Below are 14,741 nucleotides of genomic sequence, written 5' to 3'. Positions count from 1 at the left end.
CATGGTTCCCGTCGACTTAACGATTTCTCCAATAATCGAACGCGAGCTGCTGCTGTTCCCTGATAAACCGCGCCGCCGCGACGCCTTCCCACGGGCCATTATAGCCGAGCAACAGCGCCGTCCCGCCGACCCACCAGCCTTGTCCGGGCAGCCGGTCGCTCTCGCGCACCACCAGCACCGCCAGATCGGGTCCGCCGTCCATCGCGCTGAGGCGGTCGACCTCTTCGAGCGTCCGGCACACCGCGCGCATCTTGGGCCGCGTGAAGCGGAAACCCAGATCGCCGAGCAGTTCGGAGTAGCTGACGCTGCGCCCTTCGCGCGCCGCCTCGATCAATATCGCGCGGATGCGCGGCGCGTCGCCGAGCGCCGACACATCGGCCGGGCTTTCCTCGCCGCCTAAACCCTGGTCTTTGGCGGCCATGGGATGAATCCGGAGGTGCGCGCGACATAGTCGGCATAATCGGGCCGCGTCTTGTGCAGCCCCTTTTCGAGCAGTGCCTTGCCCGACCATCTGGTGAGCGTGAAGGTCAGGAAGACCGGTCCGATCACACTCGCGAGCGCGGGCGCCCAGCCGAGGTCGGCGACCACCAGCCAGATGCCCCACCACGCCAGCGCATCGCCGAAATAATTGGGATGGCGGGTATAGCGCCACAGTCCGGTGTCGAGCACCTTGCCCTTGTTCGCGGGGTTTTTCCGAAAGGCGTCGAGCTGCGCGTCGCCGATGCTTTCGAACGCAATGCCGGCGAGCGCCGCCGCCGCGCCGATCCAGCCAAGGGCGCCGACGCTCGCGGCCGGGTTGCCCGCGCTCGCCCAGATACCGATCTGCGCGGGCAGGCAGGTGATGAACAGCAACGGCGCCTGCGTCAGGAACACCAGGACAAGCGCGGTCCTCGCCCAGCTCCACTTCCGCTTCTCCATCGAGAGCGCGAGGATTTTCTTGTAGCGCGGGTCCTCGCCATGGCCTGCCCAGCGGATCGTCAGATGGATTGCGAGCCGTAGCCCCCACAGCGATGTCAGGCCGAGGAGCAGCCTGGCGTGCGCGCCCTCGGCGCCGACCTGCCACCATGTGCCCCACGCGAGCAACACCATGCCGAACGCCCAAAAGGCGTCGATGAATGATACATCGCGGATCAGCGTCGCGATGCCCCACAGCAGCAGGATCAAGCCGAGCAATCCGCCGAAATTAACCGTAAGCAGCAAAAGGGCGTCACTCACGCGCGCATGTCTCGTTCCTCATCGCGGCCGACGATGTCATCGATCGAGCGCGCCTGCCGCTCGGGGAATCGGGCGGTATGGCTCTTATATACCTCAAATACCTTCATCATGTCGGCGCGAAAGTCGCCGCTGGGCCATATCAGCGGGCCGAGCCCGCCGGTCTTGGTGCCATAATCCATGAAGCCGACGACGAGCGGCACCTTGGCCGCCATCGCGATCTGATAAAAGCCGGTGCGCCATTTCGCCGCCTTGCCGCGCGTGCCCTCGGGCGCGACGGTCAGCATGAATTCGGCGCGACGCGCGAATTCATCGACCATCTGCTGGACGACATTGCCGCCGCCGCGGCGATCGACCGGAACCCCGCCCATCTGGCGGATAAAGCCACCGATCGGCCAGCGGAACAGCGACAATTTGCCCATGAAAAAGGGACGGATCTTGAGGTCGGCGGTCAGTCCGAGGAAATTGACGAAATCCCAATTGCTCGTGTGCGGCGCCGCGATCAGGATGAAACGCCGCGGCTCGGGCACCTCGCCGACCGCTTTCCATCCGCGCATCCGGTACAGCAAAAGCAACAGACGGCGCACCGCGCGCGCCACCAGCCCCGGCGGGTCGTCATTCATACTCGTCACGCTTGGTCCTCTCCCTAGGCCCGGATTGCGCGAAAGCCCGCCGCGGCGCAAGGGGCCGCGCATCGCGGGCTTGCCGCGGCCCGGTCTTTCTGCTCCCTTCGTCCGCAAAACAGGGGAGAAAAAGATGAAGACGCTGTCCGCGCTGCTGACGTCCGCCATGCTGCTTGCGGTGCCGGCTATTGCCGCCGAGGCGCAGCCACGCCCCGATCAGATCGCCTTCCGTGACCTTTACAAGGAGCTCGTCGAGACCAACACGACGCTCTCTTCGGGCAGCTGCAGCCTCGCCGCCGAACGCATGGCGGCGCGGCTGAAGGCGGCGGGCATTCCGGCCAGCCAGCTTACCCTGTTCGCCACCGCCGAAAACCCCAAGGAAGGCGGTCTTGTCGCCGTCTATCCGGGCACCAGCAAGACCGCGAAGCCGATCCTGCTCGTCGCACATATCGACGTCGTCGAAGCGAAGCGCGCTGATTGGGAGCGCGATCCGTTCGTCATGGTCGAGGAGAATGGCTATTTCTATGGCCGCGGCACCGCCGACGACAAGGCGCAGGCGGCGGTATGGGTCGACACGCTGATCCGTTTCCAGAAGGCGGGCTACAAGCCCAAGCGCACGGTCAAGGTCGCGCTGACCTGCGGCGAAGAAACCAACGGTGCGTTCAACGGGGTCGAATGGCTCGCCGCGAACAAGCGCGACCTGATCGACGCCGAATTTGCATTGAATGAGGGCGGGGGCGGCGACAGCGACGGGAAAGGCAAAGTTCTGGGCCAGTCGGTACAAGTCGGCGAAAAGACCTTCGCGAACTTCCGGTTAGAGACGAGAAACCCCGGCGGGCACAGCTCGGCGCCGGTGCCCGACAATGCGATCTACGAGCTTTCGCGCGCGCTCACCAAGGTTGCGGACTATGAATTCCCGGTCGAGATGACAGACACGACGCGCCGCTTCTTTGCCGAGGCGGGCGCGGCGCGCGGCGACGAGACGGGGAGGGCGATGGCCGCGCTGGCGAAGAACCCCGCCGACAAGACTGCCGAGGCGATCGTCAACAAGGACCCGTTCCTCCACAGCAATTTGCGCACCACCTGCGTCGCGACGTTGCTGGATGGCGGCCATGCCCCGAACGCACTGCCGCAGCGCGCGGGCGCGAACATCAATTGCCGCATCTTCCCGGGGCACAGCATCGAATCGATCAAGGACGAACTCGCGAAGGTGATCGGCGATCCGGGCGTCACGATCACGCAGCTGCCGCCCAAACGCCCCGCGCCGCCCGCACCGCCGCTCGATCCGAAAATCATCGGCCCGATGCAGACGCTCGTCGACAAATATTGGTCGGGGCTAAAGGTCATCCCGTCGATGGCGAACGGCTATACCGACGCGACCTTCCTTGGCGCCGCCGGCATCCCGACCTATGGCATCCCCGGCATGTGGGGCGACCCCGACGGCAATGGCGCGCACGGCCTGAACGAACGCATGGAAGTCCGCTCGGTCTATGTCGGGCGCGACTATATGTTCGATCTGGTGAAGGCTTACGCGGACAAGCCTTAACCCACGAACGCGCGCTCGATCACGAAGTCGCCGGGCGCGGCGTTCGACCCTTCCTTGAAGCCGAGCGCCTCGAAGCGCGCTTCGAGGTCGCGGATCATCGCCATGCTGCCGCACATCATGATGCGGTCGGTGGCGGGGTCGAAATGCGCCGGGCCGGTCAGCGGATGGCCGAACAGGCCGCCATTTTCGATCAGCGCATCGATGCGCCCCTCGGTGCGGAAGGGCTGGCGCGTCACCGTCGGCAGGTAATGGAATTGCAGCAGCGCCTGGTCCTGCACCAGCGGGTCGCCCGCGAGCTGGCTTTCGAGCTCGTCGCGGAACGCCAGGTCGCTGACCTGCCGCACGCAGTGGACGAGCTGGATCTGGCTGAAGCGCTCATAGATATCCGGATCGCGCGCGAGGCTGAGGAAGGGCGCGAGGCCGGTGCCGGTCGACAGCAGGAACAGCCGCTGGCCGGGAAGCAGCGCGTCGGCGACGAGCGTCCCGGTCGGCTTGCGCCCGAGATAAACGGGATCGCCCGGCTGGATCTTCTGGAGCCGCGAGGTCAGCGGGCCGTCGGGCACCTTGATCGACAGAAATTCGAGCTCGTCGGCATAGGCGGGGCTGGCGATCGAATAGGCGCGGAGCAACGGGCGGCCTTCGCCCGGCAGCCCGATCATCACGAACTCGCCCGAGCGGAAGCGGAAGCTCGGCGGGCGTGTGATCGTGAAGCTGAACAGATGCTCGTTCCAGTGGCGCACCGAACGCACCTCCTCGACGGTCAGCGAGGCGGAGGGGGCCAGCTTGGCGGCTTCGGCAATACGGTCACTCATCGCTTTGAACTTTCCTGATGTGTCATGGTGCCGGCCGCGAGGTCCGGCATATCGAATCCCGCCGCGACCAGCCGGTCGACCGCGGCGCCCATCGCCTTGGCGATCGGGCCGACGCTTTCTCCCTCGGCCAGAAAGGCCAGCGTCGCATGGGCATTTGCGGCGTTCTCAAGCGAAAAATCGCGCCAGAGTCCAAGCAGAATTGCTTCATCCTCTGAAATCTGGAGACAGGGCAGGGGCGCAAGCAGCAATGTTTCGACCGCATCGCCGGCAAGCAGCGCCATCGCGACGTGGAAGTCGGGCAGGGCGGGCGCGGCATCGACCGCGGAAAAGCCCCGATGCAGGACCTGCGGCGGACATCGCCCGCGGTCGGCGGCGTGCACCCACCCGCGCATCGCCCAGAGCAGAAAGCGTCCGCTGTTGCAAAGGCTGTCCACCCGGCGGTCGACAAAGGCGTACATAGTTTCCCTTTCCAGCGCGCGCGGCAAGGCGCGCCGGCGGGCTTATATGTTATTGCGAGTCATTTGCAATTAATATTTCTATGGGGGATGCCGCCGGCGGACTGAACCCGGGCCGTGCGGCCAAAGGAAGCGCTTCCGTCCGGCCGTTCAAGATCGGGCGTGGCCGCGCTCTTTCTTCTTTCGTCATTCCCACTTCCGCGGGAACAACGGATGTTAGAAACATTAGCTCACCGCCCCCAACGCCAAACTGCTTCACTGCCGTTTGCCTTGCCACACGCTGCGGCCGGAGTGCGCCGGCTGGGCAGCGCCGAGGACGAGGCCGGGCCGGCGTGCGGGAGCGCTGGGGGGTGGGACGATCTCGAAGCCCGAGGGGACGGCATGGGTCGCCGGAGCCGCCCCGCCGTGCGCGGCGCGGAGCAATGTCGTGTCGATCGTCCGGTCGGTTTCGATGCCAAATCTTTTGTCGACCACCCAGCGGACGGTGCCCAGCATCGGGTCGTGACCTGGCAGAAACACCGTGATTCGCTCGCCGATATTAAGGGCGACGGGCCCCTGTCCGCCGATACCGGTTTCGGACACGTTGCGGATCGTTACATCGAATTGCCCGAGTCGCGTGCAGGCAAGCGCGCCCTTTACCAGGCGCGACTGACGCCGCTGGCGTTTGTCGGGAGAAACGGATGAGGCAGGGGAAGCCTCGGGACTGGACATGCGCGACTCATCTCTGTCGCCCGACCCCCACGCCGGCCGATATTGTGGTCCGCAGATAGTCGTAAAGGCAGAAGGTAAATTTTCGTATAGCGTGTTCGGTAATTATTGCGCCGGCGGCAGCCCGTCAAAAGTGACGATGCTTTCGCTGCCGTCTACGGAAAGCGCTGAAACAACAAAGAAATTATCGTCGACGATCGCACCGGACAACACGACCTCGTAGCATCCGACGGGACGACCCGGCGGCCGGACCAGTCGTTGCGTCGGCGCGGCGCCAGTACAGCCGACAGGCGGCAGCGTCCTTAACACGCGGACTTAACACGCGGACGCGCCCGCGACGATCAAGCCATCGGTGCCGTGAATGCCGTCGACGATATCGTTGTTGAGCAGCCGCGACCTGCCAATTCTGTTCCTTGGCGTGGCCTTCAGCCGCGCCGGTCGGCGGCGGGCTTTCATCTTTCGCGAAGGCCGCGGTGAGCAGCAGTACGGCGAGCAGGCTCTGTTTAATCATGCCGCCTCATGCCTTCCAACGCGAACAAAGTTAAAGCCCCTCCCCTAAAGGAGAGGGGCTTTAACGGTTAGCCGAGGCCCGAGAAGCGGATGTCCTGGACGCGTCCATAGCGAATCTCGCAGGTGAACTTGCCCTTGTCGTACGATCCGCCGCGGCCCCAGCGGCCGCCATAACCGTCGCGGACGATGACGCGGCCCTTGACGCGGTAACCGTCACGCTTGCGGTCGATGCTCGTCACCTCGGTCACGTCGATACGGCCATAGCGGCGGCTGCCGCGCTCGACCGAATTGACGCACTGGCTGACCGCGCTGCGGCTGTTGCCATAGCGGTTATAGTCATAGCCATAGCCGTAGCGGGCATCGTCATAGCGGCCGCGATAGCGATCGTCGTAACGGGCGTCGCGGTCGTAACGATCATAGCGGTCGTTGTCGCCGCTCGACAGGATCGCGGCGAGGCCGCCGATCACGACGGCGCCGGCGATGATTTCGCCCGCGCTGATCCCGTCGCGGTCATAGCGATCGCGCGCGACCGCGGGGGCGGCGCTCATCAGCATCGCGCCGGCGGTGGCCGCACCAATTGCGGCCTTGGTCAGGGTGGTCTTGATAGCCATGGTTCGGTCTCCTTAAGCGCAGGCGGCAGCGTCGCGGCCTGTTGGAGACTGTTTACCGATTCGGCTGTGACAAGGCGCTGAACCCGCTGCTTATCTGGGGTTCAGACTTGGTTTCGCTGGCGTTCATAAAGAAAAGGCCCCTCGCCATGGGCGAGAGGCCGTTTACCGGTCGTTGAATAGCGTCAGCCAAAATTGACGTCGACGACGCGGCCGTTGCGGTAGCTGCAGCCAAAGCTGCTCACCTCGCCGCCGAGGCGCGAAGCGGTGCCGGTGACGTACCAGCCGCCGTTATTCGGTTCGGTCCCGGTGATGCTGTCGACGCGGGCGTCGTCGCCCATCTCGCCCTCGACCGCCCAGCTGCACGCGTCGGCGGCGCGGCTTTCGGCCTCGCCGCGGCCATAGGCGCCGGGTGTGATGTCATTCGGTGCATCGGGTTCGTAACGCGGCACCTCCAGCCGCTGGTCGTCGCCGCGATAGGGCGGCTCGTAACGATAATCGGGCGCGCGTTCGCGCTTGTCCTTGCCCACCGAGCTCGCGATCGCGGCGATCGTGCCGATGACGAGCAGCCCGCCGAGCACCTCTCCGGTGCTGATATGGTTGCGGTCGCGATAACCCCAGCCGCCATGATGGCGCCCGCGCGCTTCGGCGGGGACGGCGCTGAGGCCGACCGAGGTCAGGACGATCGCCGCCGCGGTGGTGATGCTGGTCAATTTACGCATCGAGGGAAACTCCCCTTCGGCGGGCTCAGGATGGTCCAGCCCGCAATGTCACCGCCCTACGCGCGCGATGCTTTCGCGCCGCTGAACCGTGGCCGGCGCGCGGCGAGCCGAGTCCCGATATGGAAAGGCCCGCCATCCGAACGGATGACGGGCCTTGGGACCAGTTATAGGTGACCAGACCTGTTCCTGGGTATCAGCAGACGCAGCGCGGCTTAGGCCGTGGCTTCCACTTTTTCTTCGCGACATAGCGTTTCCGCACCGGGACATTTTCATAATAGGTGCGCGTGCTCGTCTCGACCGTTTCGGTGACGATCGGGGCGCCGTTGATGATCGTCGTGACGACGACGCCAGGGGTGTAATAGCCGTAGCCATAGCCGCCATATTGATAGCTCGTCGAATAGCCGCCGGGATAATATCCACCCTGATAATTGCCGCCATCATGGCGATAGCGGACAGTGCGGTTTGACCAATATTCGTCGCACTTCTTCTTGTCCGACGCATTGCCGATCGCCGATCCGGCAAGGGCGCCGACCCCGGCGCCGATCAGCGTGCCCGCGGTGCGATCGCCGCGTCCGGCTATGCGGTTGCCGGCGATGCCCCCCACGAGCCCGCCGACAACCGCGCCGCCCACTGTGCCCCCCCGGCCACAGCGGCGTTCCATCTCTTCGTCGTAACGGGCGTCATAGCCGCCCTGATAGTAGGGTTCATAGGCGGGCGGCGGCGGGTAACCCGCGCCATGGCCCTCGATCGTGCCTTCATAACGGCCTTCGTAACGGCGGCCGTCGGATGTCTCGTACGTACCGTCCCAGGTGCCGGTCCAGCGGCCCTCGGCGTCATAGGTGCCGTTGACGTGGCGATAATCGACTTCGCTCGGTACGCGGTCGGGATAGCCGGTGTAGACGCGGCTATCGGGATCGGCGGGAACACCATAGTCGAGCGCGGGCTGTTCGGCTCCGGCGCGCCCCGCCAGCAACAACGACCCTGCGGCCATTCCCAACAACACGAACGTGCGCATGACTTACTCCCTGTTCCACCGGCCCGAACCGATTGGTTAACAGTTTGTTAGCAAATTTAGCGATTCGTCGCGAATCCGTTAACCGTGACTTATCTGTCCCGATTTGGGGCGGGATTCAGGCCGCGAGCGCGGTCGCGATGCGCACGACGAGCGCTTCTGCGCCCGCCTGGTCGGCGGCGGTGAAGCGGTCAGGGATCGGGCTGTCGAGGTCGAGCACGCCGACCAGTCGGTCGTTCGCGATCACCGGCACGACCAGTTCGCTGCGGCTGTCGGCGTCGCACGCGATATGGCCGGGGAAGGCATGGACATCGTCGACGCGCTGAGTCGCGCGCAGCCGCGCGGCGGCGCCGCACACCCCTTTGTCGAGCGGAATGCGGATGCACGCCGCCTTGCCCTGGAACGGGCCGAGCACCAGTTCCTGACCGTCGAAGCGATAGAAGCCCGCCCAGTTGAGGTCGGGGATCGCCTGCCAGATCAGCGCCGCGACATTCGCCATATTGGCGATGCCGTCGGGCTCGCCCGCGACGAGCGCCGCCGCGGCGTCGCCCGCCTCGGCCCAGAGTTCGGCGGAGTCGGTCGCGGAGAAGGACAGGGCATAGGACATTATTCGACGCTCAGCCCGGTCCACTTCGCCGCGAAGGCATATTTGTCGGCCGCCTCGGCGATGATCTTGTCGGTGGGCTTGCCGCTGCCGTGTCCGGCGCGCGTTTCGACGCGGATCAGGTGCGGCTTGTCACCCGCCTTCGCATGCTGGAGCGCGGCGGTATATTTGAAGCTGTGCCCCGGGACGACGCGGTCGTCGGTGTCGGCGGTCGTCACCAATACCGCAGGATAGGCGGTGCCGTCCTTGATATTGTGGTACGGCGAATAAGCGAGCAGGTTCTTGAAATCGCCTTCCTTCGACGGATAGCCATAATCGTCGACCCAATAGCGCCCCGCGGTGAAGCGGTCGAAGCGCAGCATGTCCATCACCCCGACCGCCGGCAGCGCCGCGGCGAACAGGTCAGGGCGCTGGTTGGTCACCGCGCCGACGAGCAGCCCGCCGTTTGATCCGCCTTCGATCGCGATCTGGCCTTTGCCCGCGATGCCTTCGGCGATCAGATATTCGCCCGCGGCGATGAAATCGTCGAAGACATTCTGCTTCTTGTCGAGCCGGCCGGCGTCGTGCCATGCCTTGCCATATTCGCCGCCACCGCGGAGGTTCGCGATCGCGAGCACGCCGCCCTTGTCGACCCACGCGAGCTTGGTAGGTGAAAAGCCGGGGGTCATCGAAACGTTGAAGCCGCCATAACCGTACAGCAGCGTCGGCGATCCCTTGCTGCGGTCGAGACCCTTCTTCATTACAATGAACATCGGCACCTCGGTGCCATCCTTCGACTTGTAGAAACGCTGTTCGACACTGAAGTCGGCGGGCTTGAAGGTCAGCTTCGGTTCGGCGAAAATCTCGCTCTTCCCGGTCTGCGTGTCGAAGCGGTAGATCGTCGTCGGGCGCGCGTAACTTGAAAATTCATAGAAGGTCTCGGGGTCGCTCGACTTGCCGCCAAAGCCCTTTGCCGCGCCGATGTCGGCGAGCCGGATGTTGGCGACTGGCTTGCCGTTCAAGGCGACCATGCGCGCCTCCGACTTCGCATCACCCAGGTAGGAGAGGATCAGGCGGTCCCCGACGCGCGATGCGCCGACCAGCGTTGCCTCATTCTCGCCGACCAGCTGTGTCAGCGAGGCGGGTTTTTTGATGTCCATCGACACAATGCGTCCGCGCGGCGCGCCCTGGTTGGTGACGAAGGTAAAGCGCGTGCCCTGGTTGGTGACATACTCCCAGTTGTTCGCGAAATCGTCGACGAGGGCGATCGGCTTGGCGCCGCGCTTGCCGAGCGGATGGAGGGTCAGGCCATAGCGCTCGTCGGTCCCTTCGGACGAGACGACGAGCAGATATTGGCCGTCGTCGGTGACCACCGCGCTGTTGTTGAGTTTGGGCTTGTCGGGGGTGGCGTGGATCAGCACGTCTTCGCTTTGCGGCGTCCCGAGCGTGTGGAAATAGACGCTGTGATTTTCGTTCAATGACTGGAACGCTTCACCCTCTTTGGGCTCTGGGAAGCGCGAATAATAAAAGCCGCTGCCGTCCTTCGCCCAGTCGAGCGCCGAGAATTTGACCCAGCGCACCTCGTCGGGAAGATCCTGCCCGGTCGCGACGTCCTTGACGCGCACGATGCGCCAGTCGGTGCCGCCGTCCTGCACCGAATAGAGAAGATATTTGCCATCCTCCGACGGGTTCCATTCGCCGAGCGCGGTCGCACCGTCCTTCGCCCAGCTATTGGGGTCGATCAGCACGCGGCCTTCGCCCTTCAACCCTTCGCGGACATAGAGCACCGACTGCGGTTGCAGCCCGTCGTTCCGGCTATAGAAATAGCGCGTCCCGGCCTTCGTCGGCAGTCCGAAGCGCTCATAATTATAGAGCTCGGTCATCCGCTCCCTGAACGTGTCGCGGCCCGGCAGCGTCTCCAGATAGCTGTCGGTGACCTTGTTCTGCGCCGCGACCCAGTCGGCGACCTTCGGATTGACACGCACATCGTCCTCGAGCCAGCGATACGGGTCGGCGACGCCGACGCCGAACTGCGGATCGACCGTGTCGCCGCGCGCGGTGTCGGGATAGGTCAATGCCTTGGACGTCGCCGATGTCGCGGCGGCATCGGCCGCCGCTGCTGCGCCCGGGGTCATCGTAAGGGCAACCAGCGCCAGCGGCGCGGACAGGGCTTTACGGGACATGGCAAGGCGATCCTCATGTTCTGGGGAGAAATTATCGTGCGCCGATATGTAGGCATCGGCAAGGGCCGGGCAAGAGGGTTTTCCCGTCCCTGCGGCAGGCACGGCTTTTCATCCATGCGGATGTCGGCTTTGGGGTGGGAAGCGGACTTGTCACCCCCAAAGAAAAAGGGCGGCTGTCCCACCGGACGCCGCCCTTGATCTGTTAGCGAAGACGCGAAGCTCAGGCTTCGGCCAGCTCGTCGTCATACTGTTCGACGGGACCCGAGTCCTGGCCCTTGGCATCGACGTCGCGATCGACGAATTCAATGATCGCCATCGTCGCCGCGTCCGAGGCGCGGATGCCGGCCTTGATCACGCGGGTGTAGCCGCCGTTGCGGTCCTTGTAGCGCTCGGCCAGGACGTCGAACAGCTTCTTGAGCTGCGTGTCGTCGAGCAGGCGGCTGTTCGCGAGGCGACGGTTGGCAAGGCCACCGCGCTTGGCGAGCGTCACCAGCTTTTCGATATAGGGACGCAGTTCCTTCGCCTTGGCGACGGTTGTCGTGATCTGCTCATGCTTGATGAGCGAAGCCGACATGTTGCGGAACAGGGCCGTGCGATGCGCGCTCGTGCGCTGAAGCTTCCGGCCACCCGATTTATGACGCATAATTCTTTCCTTCGTTCGTTAAGGGCCCGTGTGAGGTAGCCCAGACCAGGTCGATTGCGGGCCGACCCATTCCCGTTGGATGACGCCCCGGCGAACCGGGGCGCTATCTCGATCAGCCGAGGAGCTCTTGTTCGAGCTTCTTGGCCATTTCTTCGATATTCTCCGGCGGCCAGCCGGGGATGTCCATGCCGAGGCGCAGGCCCATCGACGACAGCACTTCCTTGATTTCGTTCAAGGACTTGCGGCCGAAGTTCGGCGTGCGAAGCATTTCGGCTTCGGTCTTCTGAACGAGATCACCGATATAGATGATGTTGTCGTTCTTGAGGCAGTTCGCCGAACGGACCGACAGTTCGAGCTCGTCGACCTTCTTGAGAAGGAAGCGGTTGAGCTGGTTGACGTCCGATTCATCGGCGGTGGTCGGCGAGGCCGCCATGCCGATGAGGCCGCTGTCATTCATCGCTTCTTCGAAGTGGACGAAGACCTGGAGCTGGTCCTGGAGGATGCGCGCGGCGTAAGCGACGGCGTCTTCCGGGGTGATCGTGCCGTCGGTTTCGACGGTCAGGTTCAGCTTGTCATAGTCCAGTTCCTGGCCGATGCGGGCATTGTCGACCTTGTAGGCGACCTGGCGCACGGGCGAGTAGAGCGAGTCGACCGGGATCAGGCCGATCGGCGCGTCGATCGGACGGTTGGCGGTCGCGGGGACGTAACCCTTGCCGGTGTCGGCAACGAGTTCCATGTTCAGCGTCGCACCGTCGTCGAGGTGGCAGATGACGTGGTTCGGGTTCATCACCTTGATGTCGCCCGACACCATGATGTCGCCGGCCTTGACGGTCGCGGGACCGGTTGCCGAAAGCTGGAGCCGCTTCGGGCCTTCGCCTTCCATCTTGAGCGCGATCTGCTTCACGTTGAGGACGATGTCGGTGACATCTTCACGCACGCCGGTCAGGCTCGAGAATTCGTGGAGCACGTTCTCGATCTTGATCGACGTGATAGCCGCACCCTGGAGCGACGAGAGCAACACGCGGCGCAGCGCGTTGCCGAGCGTCAGGCCGAAGCCGCGCTCGAGCGGTTCGGCGACGAAGGTCGCCTTGCGCTTGCCGTCGCTGCCAGCCTTGATTTCCAGGTTGCTGGGCTTCTTCAATTCCTGCCAGTTCCGGATATTGACAGTCATGGATTTCCCTTTGCTTTGGGCGGGACGAGTGGGGTCGACCACCTGTCCAGCGAGGATTTTTGTACGGGCGGCGCTCCGGCGGAGCGTGCCCGAAAGACGTCAGACGCGGCGGCGCTTGGCCGGGCGGACGCCATTGTGCGGGATCGGCGTCACGTCGCGGATCGACGTGATGTGGAACCCGACGGCCTGCAGCGCGCGGAGAGCCGATTCGCGACCCGCACCCGGGCCCTTGACTTCGACTTCCAGCGTACGGACGCCATGTTCGGCGGCCTTCTTGCCGGCGTCTTCGGCGCAAACCTGCGCCGCATACGGGGTCGACTTGCGGCTTCCCTTGAAGCCCATCATGCCGGCGCTCGACCAGGCAATTGCGTTGCCCTGCGCGTCGGTGATGGTGATCATCGTGTTGTTGAAGGTCGCGTTGACGTGGGCCACGCCCGACGAGATGTTTTTGCGTTCGCGCCGACGAAGGCGCTGCGGTTCACGAGCCATGATGTATTCCTAACCTAAATCCTGAATGGCCGGTGGCGGGCGATGCGCCGCTGCCCCGGCAGGGGAAATAAGGAAGCGCGCCCGGACGGACGCGCTCATACCTTACTTCTTCTTACCGGCGATCGCCTTGGCCTTGCCCTTGCGAGTGCGCGCATTGGTGTGCGTGCGCTGGCCGCGGACCGGAAGGCCCTTGCGATGACGCAGGCCGCGATAGCAGGCGAGGTCCATCAGGCGCTTGATGTTCATCGCCGTGTTACGGCGAAGATCACCCTCGACCGTGTGGTCGGCGTCGAGCGTTTCGCGGATCTGCAGGATTTCGGCATCCGAAAGATCCTGAACGCGACGCGTGTGGTCGATGCCCAGCTTGTTGGCGATGTCGACAGCGCTCTTGCGACCAATGCCGTGGATGTAGGTGAGCGCGATGATTACGCGCTTGTTGGTGGGCAAGTTGACGCCCGCAATACGTGCCATTGGTAACTTTCTCCTGCTCCACGGGGCCGTAGGCAATCGGCCCCATCTCAAAGCGTCTGATTTTCCAACGCAAAAAACGGACCACGATGCGCACGCAGGCGCTTCGCCGTCCGGTCAGGCTGTCGGAATGGACGCGCAACTAAGGTGAGTCGGCCCGATTGTCAAGCGAAGTGCGGTGGTTTGAGGCCGTAGATTATTGCTCAGGATGGCGATGTAAGAGCGACCGCCCGATCATGCAAGCGGTCGACGACGGCGGCATGGATTTCGGGGGCGCAAGCGATGACGCCGAACGCCTGGGCGCGCGGGGTATTGAAGCGCAAAGGGGCTCCGAACGCGTCGGTCACGGTGGCTCCAGCCTCGCTGGCGATCAGCGCCGAGGCTGCGACGTCCCACTCGAACCCCCAGCGCAGCGTCGCAACGAGGTCGGCGCGGTCATCGGCGACGAGCGCCATGCGCAATGCAATGCTGTTCGGCTTGGTGACGATGACGAGGTCGCTATCGACCTTGGGCAGCGTGTCGGCGGGGACGCGCGAACCCGCGAACTGCGTGCGCCGGCTGGCGTGCAGGGTTTCGCCATTGAGCAGTGCGCCCTGGCCCTTTTGCGCGACCCATAATTCGTCGAGCGCGGGGGCATATAGGATGCCGAACTCAGGCGTGCCGTCGATCACGAGCGCGACCGACACGCACCAGCCGGGCCGGCCGCGGATGAAATCACGCGTGCCGTCGATCGGGTCGACGCACCACATCGCGCGGCACGAGAGGCGGTCGGCGTTATCGGCGGTCTCTTCGGACAGCCATCCCGCCTCGGGCACCATCGCGCCGAGCACCGCCTTCAGCCGCGCGTCGACTGCAAGATCGACATCGCTGACCGGATTGTCGTGCGACTTGTTCCAGACATTGACCGCTTGCCCCTCGCCGCGCCAGCGCGCCATCGCCATGTCGCCGACTTCGCGGGTCGCGGCGATCGCGGCTTCGAGGTTGCGGCCGGGCATC

18 protein-coding genes are annotated in these 14,741 nt (G+C 64.5%); 1 reads left to right on the top strand and 17 read right to left on the bottom strand.

Annotated elements, in window-relative coordinates:
• Positions 1 to 16 precede the first annotated feature (16 nt).
• The 3 genes from ASD73_RS05055 to ASD73_RS05045 are packed head-to-tail and all read right to left on the bottom strand — an operon-like array spanning position 17 to position 1,835.
• Positions 17 to 421: a hypothetical protein gene (locus ASD73_RS05055; protein ID WP_056368609.1), complete on the bottom strand. Its 405-nt coding sequence runs from the start codon at positions 419 to 421 to the stop codon at positions 17 to 19.
• Positions 397 to 1,215: a DUF1295 domain-containing protein gene (locus ASD73_RS05050; RefSeq protein WP_056368611.1), complete on the bottom strand. Its 819-nt coding sequence runs from the start codon at positions 1,213 to 1,215 to the stop codon at positions 397 to 399. Before ASD73_RS05050 ends, ASD73_RS05055 begins: the two co-directional genes overlap by 25 nt.
• Positions 1,212 to 1,835: a lysophospholipid acyltransferase family protein gene (locus ASD73_RS05045; RefSeq protein ID WP_056368613.1), complete on the bottom strand. Its 624-nt coding sequence runs from the start codon at positions 1,833 to 1,835 to the stop codon at positions 1,212 to 1,214. The genes ASD73_RS05050 and ASD73_RS05045 overlap by 4 nt, the downstream gene beginning before the upstream one ends.
• Before the next feature lie 133 nt (positions 1,836 to 1,968).
• On the opposite strand from ASD73_RS05045, the gene ASD73_RS05040 reads away from it, so the two are divergent.
• Entirely contained in the window at positions 1,969 to 3,381 is a 1,413-nt protein-coding gene (locus tag ASD73_RS05040; protein ID WP_056368615.1) for a M20/M25/M40 family metallo-hydrolase, read from the top strand.
• On the opposite strand, the gene ASD73_RS05035 is transcribed toward ASD73_RS05040, so the two are convergent.
• The 14 genes from ASD73_RS05035 to ASD73_RS04975 all read right to left on the bottom strand — a co-directional run bounded on the left by ASD73_RS05035 (position 3,378) and on the right by ASD73_RS04975 (position 14,740).
• Entirely contained in the window at positions 3,378 to 4,193 is an 816-nt protein-coding gene (locus ASD73_RS05035; RefSeq protein ID WP_056368617.1) for a ferredoxin--NADP reductase, read from the bottom strand. The two genes, ASD73_RS05040 and ASD73_RS05035, sit on opposite strands and share 4 nt — an antisense overlap.
• Complete coding sequence (locus ASD73_RS05030; protein WP_056368619.1) at positions 4,190 to 4,651, bottom strand: hypothetical protein; 462 nt, start codon at positions 4,649 to 4,651, stop codon at positions 4,190 to 4,192. The genes ASD73_RS05035 and ASD73_RS05030 overlap by 4 nt, the downstream gene beginning before the upstream one ends.
• A 252-nt stretch (positions 4,652 to 4,903) precedes the next feature.
• Positions 4,904 to 5,359, bottom strand: a complete 456-nt coding sequence (locus ASD73_RS05025) for a PilZ domain-containing protein (RefSeq protein WP_056368621.1) — start codon at positions 5,357 to 5,359, stop codon at positions 4,904 to 4,906.
• A gap of 312 nt (positions 5,360 to 5,671) precedes the next feature.
• The gene (locus tag ASD73_RS23150; RefSeq protein ID WP_156407301.1) at positions 5,672 to 5,812 is read right to left on the bottom strand and encodes a hypothetical protein; all 141 of its coding nucleotides are present in this window, start codon (positions 5,810 to 5,812) and stop codon (positions 5,672 to 5,674) included.
• A gap of 122 nt (positions 5,813 to 5,934) precedes the next feature.
• Complete coding sequence (locus ASD73_RS05020) at positions 5,935 to 6,477, bottom strand: hypothetical protein (RefSeq protein ID WP_056368623.1); 543 nt, start codon at positions 6,475 to 6,477, stop codon at positions 5,935 to 5,937.
• A 182-nt stretch (positions 6,478 to 6,659) separates the two neighbouring features.
• Positions 6,660 to 7,196 carry a hypothetical protein gene (locus ASD73_RS05015; protein WP_056368624.1) on the bottom strand — a complete coding sequence of 179 codons (537 nt, stop codon included), beginning with the start codon at positions 7,194 to 7,196 and terminating at the stop codon, positions 6,660 to 6,662.
• A 193-nt stretch (positions 7,197 to 7,389) separates the two neighbouring features.
• A complete protein-coding gene (locus ASD73_RS05010; RefSeq protein ID WP_056368626.1) occupies positions 7,390 to 8,211 on the bottom strand; it encodes a glycine zipper 2TM domain-containing protein in 822 nt (273 codons plus the stop codon).
• Between the two features lie 115 nt (positions 8,212 to 8,326).
• The gene (locus tag ASD73_RS05005) at positions 8,327 to 8,815 is read right to left on the bottom strand and encodes a GAF domain-containing protein (protein ID WP_056368628.1); all 489 of its coding nucleotides are present in this window, start codon (positions 8,813 to 8,815) and stop codon (positions 8,327 to 8,329) included.
• Positions 8,815 to 10,974, bottom strand: a complete 2,160-nt coding sequence (locus ASD73_RS05000; protein WP_056368629.1) for a prolyl oligopeptidase family serine peptidase — start codon at positions 10,972 to 10,974, stop codon at positions 8,815 to 8,817. Before ASD73_RS05000 ends, ASD73_RS05005 begins: the two co-directional genes overlap by 1 nt.
• A 220-nt stretch (positions 10,975 to 11,194) precedes the next feature.
• On the bottom strand, positions 11,195 to 11,617 hold the full coding sequence (gene rplQ / locus ASD73_RS04995; RefSeq protein ID WP_056368631.1) for a 50S ribosomal protein L17: 423 nt from the start codon (positions 11,615 to 11,617) through the stop codon (positions 11,195 to 11,197).
• A gap of 112 nt (positions 11,618 to 11,729) precedes the next feature.
• A complete protein-coding gene (locus ASD73_RS04990) occupies positions 11,730 to 12,788 on the bottom strand; it encodes a DNA-directed RNA polymerase subunit alpha (RefSeq protein ID WP_056368633.1) in 1,059 nt (352 codons plus the stop codon).
• Between the two features lie 99 nt (positions 12,789 to 12,887).
• Entirely contained in the window at positions 12,888 to 13,277 is a 390-nt protein-coding gene (gene rpsK / locus ASD73_RS04985) for a 30S ribosomal protein S11 (protein WP_003040416.1), read from the bottom strand.
• Positions 13,278 to 13,379: 102 nt separating this feature from the next.
• The gene (gene rpsM / locus ASD73_RS04980; RefSeq protein WP_037513891.1) at positions 13,380 to 13,748 is read right to left on the bottom strand and encodes a 30S ribosomal protein S13; all 369 of its coding nucleotides are present in this window, start codon (positions 13,746 to 13,748) and stop codon (positions 13,380 to 13,382) included.
• Positions 13,749 to 13,948: 200 nt separating this feature from the next.
• Positions 13,949 to 14,740 carry an inositol monophosphatase family protein gene (locus tag ASD73_RS04975; RefSeq protein ID WP_056368635.1) on the bottom strand — a complete coding sequence of 264 codons (792 nt, stop codon included), beginning with the start codon at positions 14,738 to 14,740 and terminating at the stop codon, positions 13,949 to 13,951.
• Between the last annotated feature and the right edge of the window lies 1 nt (position 14,741).

The sequence above is a fragment of the Sphingopyxis sp. Root154 genome (assembly GCF_001427105.1).
Taxonomy (GTDB): domain Bacteria; phylum Pseudomonadota; class Alphaproteobacteria; order Sphingomonadales; family Sphingomonadaceae; genus Sphingopyxis.
This window is presented reverse-complemented; position numbering and strand designations above follow the sequence as displayed.

Excerpts from the sequence above, each read along its gene's own strand:
- ASD73_RS04975 (WP_056368635.1), bottom strand. The coding sequence starts at position 14,740 with ATGCCCGGCCGCAACCTCGAAGCCGCGATCGCCGCGACCCGCGAAGTC.
- ASD73_RS05040 (WP_056368615.1), top strand. The coding sequence starts at position 1,969 with ATGAAGACGCTGTCCGCGCTGCTGACGTCCGCCATGCTGCTTGCGGTG.
- ASD73_RS05005 (WP_056368628.1), bottom strand. The coding sequence starts at position 8,815 with ATGTCCTATGCCCTGTCCTTCTCCGCGACCGACTCCGCCGAACTCTGG.
- rpsK (WP_003040416.1), bottom strand. The coding sequence starts at position 13,277 with ATGGCTCGTGAACCGCAGCGCCTTCGTCGGCGCGAACGCAAAAACATC.
- ASD73_RS05045 (WP_056368613.1), bottom strand. The coding sequence starts at position 1,835 with ATGAATGACGACCCGCCGGGGCTGGTGGCGCGCGCGGTGCGCCGTCTG.
- ASD73_RS23150 (WP_156407301.1), bottom strand. The coding sequence starts at position 5,812 with ATGAAAGCCCGCCGCCGACCGGCGCGGCTGAAGGCCACGCCAAGGAAC.
- ASD73_RS05010 (WP_056368626.1), bottom strand. The coding sequence starts at position 8,211 with ATGCGCACGTTCGTGTTGTTGGGAATGGCCGCAGGGTCGTTGTTGCTG.
- ASD73_RS05015 (WP_056368624.1), bottom strand. The coding sequence starts at position 7,196 with ATGCGTAAATTGACCAGCATCACCACCGCGGCGGCGATCGTCCTGACC.
- ASD73_RS05025 (WP_056368621.1), bottom strand. The coding sequence starts at position 5,359 with ATGTCCAGTCCCGAGGCTTCCCCTGCCTCATCCGTTTCTCCCGACAAA.
- ASD73_RS05000 (WP_056368629.1), bottom strand. The coding sequence starts at position 10,974 with ATGTCCCGTAAAGCCCTGTCCGCGCCGCTGGCGCTGGTTGCCCTTACG.
- ASD73_RS04990 (WP_056368633.1), bottom strand. The coding sequence starts at position 12,788 with ATGACTGTCAATATCCGGAACTGGCAGGAATTGAAGAAGCCCAGCAAC.
- ASD73_RS05035 (WP_056368617.1), bottom strand. The coding sequence starts at position 4,193 with ATGAGTGACCGTATTGCCGAAGCCGCCAAGCTGGCCCCCTCCGCCTCG.
- ASD73_RS05020 (WP_056368623.1), bottom strand. The coding sequence starts at position 6,477 with ATGGCTATCAAGACCACCCTGACCAAGGCCGCAATTGGTGCGGCCACC.
- ASD73_RS05030 (WP_056368619.1), bottom strand. The coding sequence starts at position 4,651 with ATGTACGCCTTTGTCGACCGCCGGGTGGACAGCCTTTGCAACAGCGGA.
- ASD73_RS05055 (WP_056368609.1), bottom strand. The coding sequence starts at position 421 with ATGGCCGCCAAAGACCAGGGTTTAGGCGGCGAGGAAAGCCCGGCCGAT.
- rplQ (WP_056368631.1), bottom strand. The coding sequence starts at position 11,617 with ATGCGTCATAAATCGGGTGGCCGGAAGCTTCAGCGCACGAGCGCGCAT.
- rpsM (WP_037513891.1), bottom strand. The coding sequence starts at position 13,748 with ATGGCACGTATTGCGGGCGTCAACTTGCCCACCAACAAGCGCGTAATC.